Origin of the sequence: Methylobacterium ajmalii (assembly GCF_016613415.1) — a bacterium.
Lineage (GTDB): Bacteria > Pseudomonadota > Alphaproteobacteria > Rhizobiales > Beijerinckiaceae > Methylobacterium > Methylobacterium ajmalii.
This window is the reverse complement of record NZ_JACWCT010000074.1, coordinates 1-9,131: the sequence shown is the minus strand read 5'-3', so window position 1 is coordinate 9,131 and position 9,131 is coordinate 1. Positions and strand designations below refer to the sequence as shown.

The following is a 9,131-nucleotide window of genomic DNA, read 5'->3' as shown; positions in this document are numbered from 1 at the left end:
GCCGCCTCACGCTGTTTCCTGCCTGTGGCCTGGGCGTCTATCAACCCCAAACGACGAAGCGGGCTTCGAGCCCGCCTCTCGTCCATCAACCCCGAATGACGAATGACCCACCTTCGGCATCAACGGCGGCCTCAACCTCGACCGCACCGACGTGCTGTCGCGCAGCCTGCGCTACTCCTACGCGACCCCGCTGTTCCAGCAGAACAGCGGCATCCTGTCGATCAACTACACGTACTCGAACGGGCCGTGGACGATCACGCCCTACTTCCAGTACACGAACGTCGCGCGCGACTTCAAGATCGGCATCGCCGAGGGCGCCTCGACCTACGGCGGCGCGGTTCTCGCGAGCTACGCCTTCAACGATAACTTCGCGCTCGCCGGCCGCGTCGAGTACATCGCCCAGACCGGCGACCGCTTCGCCGGCGGCACCAGCCTGCTCTACGGCGCGGGCAGCTCGGCCCTGTCCTTCACCGTCACCCCGACCTTCACCTTCGACCGCTACTTCGTGCGCGGCGAGTACTCGCGGGTGCAGCTCTACGACATCAGCCGCGGCGACCTCGCCTTCGGCACGCTCGGCACCGGCTTCGGCCGCACCGGCAACCGCACCTCGCAGGACCGCTACATGATCGAGGGCGGCATCACCTTCTGATCGCCGGCTGACGTCGGGCCCGATTCGTCCGCGCCCGCCCGGGACCTCCCGGGCGGGCGCTCTCGCGTTCGGGAGTTGCGCCGGGCGCGCGGACCGCTACAGACCGGGCATCTCCCGCGGAGCCGCCCGATGAGCGTCCTGCCCGACACCCCGACCCTGGTCGCCTACCTCGCCGCCTGCCTGGTGCTGTTCGTCACCCCCGGGCCCGACATGAGCCTGACGCTCGCCCGCACCATCGGCTCGGGGCGCCGGGCCGGCATCGTGACGGTCCTGGGCACGAGCCTCGGCACCCTGATCCACACGCTCGCCGCCGTTCTCGGCATCTCGGCGCTGATCGCCGCCTCGGCCACCGCCTTCACGGTGCTGAAGGTGGTCGGCGCGCTCTACCTCGCCTGGCTCGCCATCGACGCGCTGCGCCACGGCTCGGCGCTCACCGTGCGGGCCGAGACGGTGCGGGGCGGCCTGTGGCGGACCTTCTGCCTCGGGCTCGGGGTGAACCTCACCAACCCCAAGGTGGTGCTGTTCTTCCTGACCTTCCTGCCGCAATTCGTGCGCGCCGATTCGCCGAACCCGACCGGCCAGCTCGCCTTCCTGGGCCTCGCCTTCGTCGGCCTGGCCCTGCCGCTCGGAATCCTGATGGTGCTCGGCGCCGCCCGGGTCACCGGGGCGCTCCAGGCCCGGCCGCGGCTGATGCGGGGGATCGACTGGCTGTTCGCCGGACTGTTCGGGACCTTCGCGGCCCGCATCCTCCTGACGGTGCGCTGACCGCTCACGCGGAGGAGGCGACGAGGCGCAGATGCGTCGGCACCGGGCGGCCGGAGGCCCGGCAGACGCGGTCGCGGCCGGCCGCCTTGGCCTCGTAGAGCGCCGCGTCCGCCGCCCGGTACAGGTCGGCCGGCGTGTCGGCGCACGCGGACGGGGCGAGGCCGACGCTCACCGTCACCGCCCCGGCCGGGATGCCCGCCTGCTCGACCGCGAGCGTCGCCACCCCGGCGCGCAGGCGCTCCGCGACCCGGGCCGCTCCCTCCTCGTCGGTGTCCGGCAGGAGGAGGGCGAATTCCTCGCCGCCGATCCGGCATACGAGGTCGTGCGGCCGGTGGATGGCCGCCGACAGGCAGCGCGCCAGCCCGCGCAGGACCTCGTCGCCGACGGCGTGGCCGTGGCGGTCGTTGATCCGCTTGAAGTGGTCGGCGTCGACGATCAGCAGCGACAGCGGCCGGCCGGAGCGGGCGGCCTCCCGCCAGGCAGCGTCGAGGGCCCCGTCGAAGCGGCGGCGGTTCGGTAGCCCGGTCAGGCCGTCGGTGAGGGAGAGGCGGGCGAGCTCGGCCTCGACGGCGCCGCGGCGGCGCAGCTCGCGGCCGCACAGCAGGGCGAGCAGCAGCGCGACACAGAAGAGGGCGAGCAGCGTGCCGCCGATGACCAGGGCCTTGGCGCGCCAGCCGGCCTCGATCTCCTGGGTGCTGACCCCGAGGGCGAGCAGAAGCGGCAGGCTGCCGACCGGCTTGAAGGTGAAGAGCCGGTGCACGCGGTCGCGCGCGGCCCAGTCGGCGAAGCTGCCGGTGCGCTCGCGCAGGGCGCGCTGGAAGTTCGGCATCGCCGAGAGGTCGCTGCCGACGTCCCGCACGTCGTAGGGGAAGCGCACGATGCGGATGCCGTCCTCGCGCACCAGGTTTATGCTGCTGTCGCGGCCGAGATCGAGCTTCTCGAGGATCTGCGTGAAGTGGGACAGCTTCAGCGTCGCGACCGCGACGCCGCCGAACGAGCCGTCCGGCTTCGCGATGCGCCGGCTGAACGCCACCGTGTAGGCCCCGGACAGCCGCGACAGGTAGGGCTTGCTGACGTAGAGCCCGGCATCCGGATCGCGCCGGTGGACCTGGAAGTAGTCGCGGTCCTCGAAGGTGCCGCCGGCCCCCGAGGGATAGCGCGAGTTCAGGATCCCGGTGCCGTGCTCGTCGAACAGCACCAGGATGCCGAAGCCGTCGGCGGTCACGACACGGTCGAACAGCACCAGCCGCCGCAAGTCCTCCGGCGCCCCGGCGACGGCGGGGTTCTCGACCTTGGCGATGAGGCCCTGCAGCGCCAGGTCGGTGATCTCGATGTTGCGGGCGATGTCGCGCTCGACCACCTCCAAAAGGCTGCGGGACGTCTCCTCGGCCCGCTGCCACATGTCCCGCCGCATCTCGTAGAGCATGAAGCCGGACACGACGAGCATCCCGAGGGGCGCCAGCAGGCCGAGCACGATGCTGACCCGGACGGCCTGCGGGCCGGCGAGGAGGCGACGCGGCAGCGACATGGATGACGGTCTCTCGGGTAGGCGTCCTGCGAGATGCGACCTCGCGCCCGCAACTCTAAACAGGACTTTCACGCCCGTCACGGGCGCCCCGATTGGTTGCATGGACCGCGAGCGTCTTTCGCGCACACGGTTACCATTTCGACAAGAGCGACCGAACGATCGGCGCGATCGGGGGTCAGCGCCGCGGGGCGGCCCACATCGTGGGGGGGCCGCGCCCGGCGAAGCGCCCGGCGGCGAGCCAGTAGACGAGGCCGGCCACCCCGCCGGCGCAGAACAGGATCGCCGTCACCCGCCCCTCCCCGGCCCCGGCGGGTCCGGCCCCGCCCCGCATCAGCCAGGGCAGGAGCGCGGTGAGGAGGCCGGTGGCGCCGCCGTACCAGGCGAGCGAGCGGAACCGCAGCACCTCGCCGACGACGGCGTTGAGGGCGGGGGGCACCGCGACGAGGAGCAGGATCGCCCGGCCGAGGTTGAGCGCACCCTCGATCATGCCGGGATCGGGAGCGTAGCCCTCGGCGAGGTCGGAGAGCACCGCCTCGAGCCCCGACAGGCCGAGGGTGCCGAGGAGGTCGCGCAGGACCGGGTCGAGAACGACGCCGATCCCGAGGGCGAGGCCGCCGCAGGCGATCGCCATCAGGAGCGCGGTCGCGACCGCGAGGAGGCGCCCGAGGGACATGCCTTGGGCCCGCTCAGTCGTCGTCGTGGGCGCCGGCATAGACGCCCTCGGCGCCGATGCCCTCTTCCAGCATCATCCGGGCGCGGGCGCGCAGCTTCTCGGTCTCGCTCTTGAGCTGGCCGCAGGCCGCCAGGATGTCACGGCCCCGCGGCGTGCGCACCGGCGAGGCGTAGCCGGCGTTGAACACGATCTCGGAGAAGCGCTCGATCCGCTCCCAGTCCGAGCACTCGTACTTCGAGCCGGGCCAGGGGTTGAACGGGATCAGGTTGATCTTGGCCGGGATGCCCTTGAGCAGCCGCACCAGCTCGCGTGCATCGCCGTCGGAATCGTTGACGCCCTTCAGCATCACGTACTCGAAGGTGATGCGGCGGGCGTTCGATACGCCCGGATAGTCGCGGCAGGCCTGGAGCAGCTCGCGGATCGGGTACTTGCGGTTGAGCGGCACCAGCTCGTTTCGCAGGTCGTCGCGCACGGCGTGGAGCGAGATCGCCAGCATGGCGTTGGCCTCGATGCCGAGGCGCTCGAATTGCGGCACCACGCCGGAGGTCGAGACGGTGATGCGCCGGCGCGAGAGGCCTAAGCCCTCGTGGTCGCTCATCACGCCGACCGCGTCGATGACGTTGTCGACGTTGTAGAGCGGCTCGCCCATGCCCATGAAGACGATGTTCGAGACGAAGCGCGAGCCGTCGACCGGCACGAAGGCGCCCTTCGGCGGCGTCCTGCCCGGCCAGTCGCCGAGGCGGTCGCGGGCGACGACGAGCTGCGAGACGATCTCCTGGCACGACAGGTTGCGCACCAGGCGCTGCGTGCCGGTGTGGCAGAACGAGCAGGTCAGCGTGCAGCCGACCTGCGACGAGACGCAGAGCGTGCCGCGGTCGTTGGCCGGGATGTAGACGCACTCGATCTCGGCGCCGCGGTTGTGGTCGTGCTTGCCGGTCGGCGGCATGCGGATCAGCCACTTGCGGGTGCCGTCGCGCGACACCTGCTCGCTCACCACCTCGGGCCGGTCGAGGGTGTGGATGCCGGCGAGCTGGCCTTTCAGCACCTTGCTGACGTTGGTCATCTCGTCGAACGACGCCGCGCCCCGCACGTTGATCCAGTGCCAGAGCTGGCCGGCGCGCATGCGCTGCTCGCGCTCGGGCACGCCGATGGCGGCGAGCCGGCCCTTCAGCGCCTCGCGGGTGAGGCCGACCAGCGAGGTCGGGCCGGTGGCCTCCAGCGCCTCGGGGCGGATCTCGGGGGTCTTCTCGATCGCGGGAGCCGGACCGGGATGGGCCTCGGTGGGACCAGCGCCATTCCCGCGCCGGGCGGAGTCGAACGACGCCGTCGCCATGATACTTCTGACCTTCGGATGAAACGGATTGAACCGGGCATATAAGGGCAATCGGGCCGAAACGCGATGGCCCGCGGGCAATCACGCCGCCCGCCCCGCGCCGAGCCGGGCGATCTCCCAGGGCGGCGCGATCTCCTCCCGGGTGGCGCAGAGGCCCGCCCGCACCATGGCGCGCCCCGCCTCCGGCGCCGCCGTGAGGACGCAGAACGGCACCGCCAGGAGGCTGCCCAGCGTCAGCGGGAGGCTCCAGACGAGCAGCGCCGGCGAGACGAGGGCGAGCGCGCCGCAGACGAGGAGCCCGAACAGCGTGACGCCCGGCAGGGCGGCCAATCCCTCGCTCCAGCGCAGGCCCCGCGCGTCCCGGTCCTGGGCGCTCCAGCTCCCGGCCCGGCCGAGCGCCAGCCCGATCATCGCGCCGGTGAGCCGCACCGACGAGGCGCCGAGCAGCAGGAACGAGGCCGCGACCTCGGCCAGCATCCCGGCGAGGAAGCGGGCGCCGCCGCCATGGGCCGCACGCGCCTCCCGGTCGGCCAGCACGGCGGCATAGCCGGCGAGCTTGGGGGCGAGCGAGAGCAGGAGCCAGACGAGGTAGAGCGCGGCCGCGCCCGCGGCCGGGCCGTCATGGGTCGCGGCGCGCCACGGCAGGAGCAGGAGCGCCAGGGTCAGGGCCGGCGGGTTGAGGAACATCAGCACCGCCCACACGAGCTGGAACCGGCTCATCGGCAGGAGGCCCGGCATCGGCGGCAGGCGCAGGTACTGCAGGTTGCCCCGGCACCAGCGGGCGTCGCGGGCGAGGTGGTCGAGGAGCGTCGGCGGGTTGTCCTCGAAGCTGCCCTCCTCGATCGGCAGCACCCGGACCTCGTAGCCGGCCCGCCGCATCAGCACCGCCTCGACCTGGTCGTGCGACAGCACCGCGCCGCCGCCGCGCAAGGCGGGCAGCCGGCAATGCGCCGCGAAGGGGGCGATGCGCACCACCGCGTTGTGACCCCAGAACGGGCCGCTTTCCGCCCCCCACCAGGCGGCGCCGAGCGTGTAGGGCAGCATGCCGTGGCGCATGCCGAACTGGAACAGCCGCGCGAAGGCGCTGGCGGCCGGCGCGCCGACCGCGAGGCTCTGGAGGATGCCGAGGCGCGGATGGGCCTGCATGATCCGCACGAGGCGCAGGATCGCCGGGCCGGTCATCAGGCTGTCGGCGTCGAGCGGCAGCATCAGGTCGGCGTCGCTGCGGGCGCAGAACTCCTGCAGGTTGCCGGCCTTGTAGCCCGCGTTCTCCGAGCGGCGCCGGTAGCGGATGCGGGCGGCCTCCGCCTCGGGCAGGCCGGCGCGCCAGGCCGCGACCCAGTCCTCCTCCGCTTGCGCCACCTCGGGCCGGTCGCTGTCGCTCAGCACGTGGTAGCGGAACGCCGCCCCCTCCCCGGTACGCACCAGGCTCTCGCGCACCAGGGCGAGGCGCGACAGCGCCCGGGCCGGGTCCTCGTTGCGCAGGGTCATCACCACGGCGGTCGTCAGGTGGAGCGGCGTCTCCGCTTCACCGGCCGCGGCGTGGGGCGCGGCGGCGAGGAGGCCGGCCCGGCCGGCCCGCAGCAAGAGGAAGCCGATCGCGGCGTTCCAGACGCCGAGCACCGTCCAGGGCAGGGTGGCGATCCCGCAGGCCAGCAGCGCGAGGTCGAGCCCGTCGAACCCGTCCTGGGCCAGCACCGCGGCCAGCGCGGCCGCGAAGGCGAGGCCGGTGACGAGGGTCAGCCCGAGCACCGCGAGACGGCGGCGACGCAGGGTGATGCAGGCTTGCAGGCCCGTCGGCGTCGTGAGAGGAGCGCGGGCGGAACTCTCCGCGCGGGCGATCACCGAGGAGTCGGTTTGCGGCATCGTCAGGCATCCGAGGGCGGCACGGCGGAGACCGTGCGGGCGCTCTGGTATAGCGCGGCCGGGCAAGCGGAGCTGCGACACGAGCGCCTGCCCGCGCCCGATCCCGACGAGGTGCGCGTGCGCACCCTGTGGACGGCGCTCAGCCGCGGCACCGAGCGGCTGGTCTTCGAGGGCCGCGTACCCGACGCGGTGGCCGGGCGGATGCGTGCCCCGGCGCAAGGCGGCGAGTTCCCGTTTCCGGTCAAGTACGGCTATTGCGCGGTCGGCGAGACGCAGGAGGGCGGGCACGTCTTCGCGCTCCAGCCGCACCAGGAGGGGTTCGTCGCTCCCCGGGCGACGCTCTGCCCGCTGCCCCCGGATCTGCCGCCGCGCCGCGCGGTGCTCGCCGCCAACATGGAGACGGCGCTGAACGCCGCGTGGGATTCGGGCGCCGGACCGGGCGACCGGATCGCGGTGGTCGGCGGCGGCGTGGTCGGGCTCCTCGTCGCCCATCTCTGCGCCGGCCTGCCGGGGGCTGAGGTCGAGCTGATCGACCGCGATCCCGCCCGCGAGGCGACGGCCCGGGTGCTGGGTCTCGCCTTCGCCCTGCCCGGGGCGGCCCGGCCGGAGGCCGACCTCGTGGTCCATGCCAGCGCCAGCGCGGCCGGCCTCGACCTCGCCCTCTCGCTCGCCGGCGACGAGGCGGCCGTGATCGAGCTGAGCTGGTACGGCTCCGAGCCGGTCGCGGCCCCTCTCGGCCTCGCCTTCCATGCCCGGCGCCTGCGCCTCGTCGGCAGCCAGGTCGGGGCGGTGGCGGCCTCGCGCCGTCCGCGCTGGAGCCATCGGCGGCGCCTGCTCAAGGCCCTCGACCTGCTGCGCGACGAACGTCTCGACGCCCTCCTCACCGAGGAGGTCGCCTTCGCCGACCTGCCCGCCGCCCTCCCCCGCCTGCTGGGGCCCGGTGCGCCGGGCCTGTGCACGGTGATCCGCTACCCGTGATCCGCTCCTGAGGAAACAGCCCATGTACGCCGTCGAGGTCCGCGACCACGTGATGATCGCCCACAGCTTCCGAGGCGAATTGTTCGGGCCGGCGCAAGCCCTGCACGGGGCGACCTTCGTGGTCGACGTGGCGTTCTTCCGCGAGAGCCTGACCCCGGACGGGGTAGTGGTCGATATCGGCCGGGCGAGCGAGGCGCTGAAGACGGTGCTGGCGCCGCTCAACTACCGCAACCTCGACGAGATGCCGGAATTCGCCGGGGAGAACACCACCACCGAGTTCCTGAGCGGGCACATCCACCGGACGATGGCCGCCGCCGCCCGGGCCGGCGACCTCGGCCCCGGCGGCGAGGGGGTGAGCCGCATCCGCGTGACCCTGCACGAATCCCACCTCGCGCGGGCCTGGTTCGAGGCGCCGCTCGGCTGATGCGCCTCGTCCTCGCCTTCCCGGGCGACCTTGCGGCCCCGACCGGGGGCTACGCCTATGCGCGCCGGATCCTCCGGCACCTGCCGGCCCTCGGCGTCGCGGCCGAGCCGTTGCGGCTGCCGGACGGCTTCCCGGATCCGGACGCCGACGACCTCGCCCGCACGCGGGCCGCGCTGGCGGGGGTGCCGGCTGAGGCCGCGCTCCTCGTCGATGGGCTCGCCTACGGCGCGCTGCCGCCGGACCTGATCCGCGCCGTCGGGCGGCCGATGGCGGCGCTGGTCCACCACCCCCTCGGCTACGAGACCGGGCTGTCGTCCGAGCGCGCCGCCGCCCTGGTGGCGGGCGAGCGGGCGGCGCTGGCGCTGGCGAGCCGCGTCGTCGCGACGAGCCGCTACACCGCCCGGCTGCTCACCGCCGAGTTCGGCGTGGCGCCAGGGCGGATCACCGTGGCGGAGCCCGGCACCGCTCCAGCCGCCCGGGTGCCGCCGCGCACCGGCGCGTCCGTCCGGTTGCTCGCCGTCGGGACCGTGAGCCCGCGCAAGGGCTACGACGTCCTGGTGCGGGCGCTCGCGACGCTCGCCGACCTCGACTGGTCGCTCACCGTCGCGGGCAGCCTCGACCGGGTGCCGGAGAGCGCCGCGGCCCTGCGCGCGCAGATCGCCGCGGCGGGCCTCGCCGGACGTATCACGCTCGCCGGCGCGGTGGCGCCGGAGACCCTCGACGCCCTCCATGCCGGGGCCGACCTCGCGGTCTCGGCCTCGCTGTTCGAGGGCTACGGCATGGCGCTGACGGAGGCGCTGGCCCGGGGCCTGCCCCTCGTCGCCACCACCGGGGGGGCCGCCGCCGAGACGGTGCCGGCGGGTGCCGGCCGCGCGGTGCCGCCCGGCGACGCCTCCGCCCTCGCGGCGGCGCTGC

General features: G+C 73.8%; 8 protein-coding genes and 1 pseudogene. 5 read left to right on the top strand and 4 right to left on the bottom strand.

The genetic code is table 11. The features are described 5' to 3' along the window. Window positions 1-109: 109 nt before the first annotated feature. Window positions 110-649: pseudogene (locus HPY23_RS14275) on the top strand (outer membrane beta-barrel protein); the annotation flags it as partial. Between the two features lie 129 nt (window positions 650-778). Continuing rightward, window positions 779-1,414, top strand: a complete 636-nt coding sequence (locus HPY23_RS14270) for a LysE family translocator (protein ID WP_060848158.1) — start codon at window positions 779-781, stop codon at window positions 1,412-1,414. 4 nt (window positions 1,415-1,418) lie between these two features. Here HPY23_RS14270 and HPY23_RS14265 read toward each other — a convergent pair whose 3' ends face one another. The 4 genes from HPY23_RS14265 to mdoH form a co-directional block, all read right to left on the bottom strand. Next, window positions 1,419-2,942, bottom strand: a complete 1,524-nt coding sequence (locus HPY23_RS14265) for a sensor domain-containing diguanylate cyclase (RefSeq protein WP_091888463.1) — start codon at window positions 2,940-2,942, stop codon at window positions 1,419-1,421. 175 nt (window positions 2,943-3,117) lie between these two features. After that, complete coding sequence (locus HPY23_RS14260; RefSeq protein WP_091888461.1) at window positions 3,118-3,615, bottom strand: hypothetical protein; 498 nt, start codon at window positions 3,613-3,615, stop codon at window positions 3,118-3,120. 13 nt (window positions 3,616-3,628) lie between these two features. After that, complete coding sequence (rlmN, locus tag HPY23_RS14255) at window positions 3,629-4,948, bottom strand: dual-specificity RNA methyltransferase RlmN (RefSeq protein ID WP_091888459.1); 1,320 nt, start codon at window positions 4,946-4,948, stop codon at window positions 3,629-3,631. 81 nt (window positions 4,949-5,029) lie between these two features. Then, window positions 5,030-6,814, bottom strand: coding sequence for a glucans biosynthesis glucosyltransferase MdoH (gene mdoH / locus HPY23_RS14250; protein WP_091888457.1), 1,785 nt, complete (start codon window positions 6,812-6,814; stop codon window positions 5,030-5,032). Window positions 6,815-6,886: 72 nt separating this feature from the next. Between mdoH and HPY23_RS14245 the strand changes: the two genes are divergently transcribed. The 3 genes from HPY23_RS14245 to HPY23_RS14235 form a co-directional block, all read left to right on the top strand. Next, on the top strand, window positions 6,887-7,792 hold the full coding sequence (locus tag HPY23_RS14245; protein ID WP_236012887.1) for a zinc-dependent alcohol dehydrogenase: 906 nt from the start codon (window positions 6,887-6,889) through the stop codon (window positions 7,790-7,792). Between the two features lie 22 nt (window positions 7,793-7,814). Continuing rightward, window positions 7,815-8,216, top strand: coding sequence for a 6-pyruvoyl trahydropterin synthase family protein (locus HPY23_RS14240; protein ID WP_091888455.1), 402 nt, complete (start codon window positions 7,815-7,817; stop codon window positions 8,214-8,216). Then, the coding region (locus HPY23_RS14235; RefSeq protein ID WP_200649632.1) for a glycosyltransferase family 4 protein at window positions 8,216-9,131 on the top strand (916 nt) is incomplete at its 3' end. The genes HPY23_RS14240 and HPY23_RS14235, both read left to right, overlap by 1 nt.

What these genes read in the sequence shown, in the direction of transcription:
- mdoH (WP_091888457.1), bottom strand. Translation starts at nt 6,814, where the DNA reads ATGCCGCAAACCGACTCCTCGGTGATCGCCCGCGCGGAGAGTTCCGCC.
- HPY23_RS14260 (WP_091888461.1), bottom strand. Translation starts at nt 3,615, where the DNA reads ATGTCCCTCGGGCGCCTCCTCGCGGTCGCGACCGCGCTCCTGATGGCG.
- rlmN (WP_091888459.1), bottom strand. Translation starts at nt 4,948, where the DNA reads ATGGCGACGGCGTCGTTCGACTCCGCCCGGCGCGGGAATGGCGCTGGT.
- HPY23_RS14270 (WP_060848158.1), top strand. Translation starts at nt 779, where the DNA reads ATGAGCGTCCTGCCCGACACCCCGACCCTGGTCGCCTACCTCGCCGCC.
- HPY23_RS14240 (WP_091888455.1), top strand. Translation starts at nt 7,815, where the DNA reads ATGTACGCCGTCGAGGTCCGCGACCACGTGATGATCGCCCACAGCTTC.
- HPY23_RS14265 (WP_091888463.1), bottom strand. Translation starts at nt 2,942, where the DNA reads ATGTCGCTGCCGCGTCGCCTCCTCGCCGGCCCGCAGGCCGTCCGGGTC.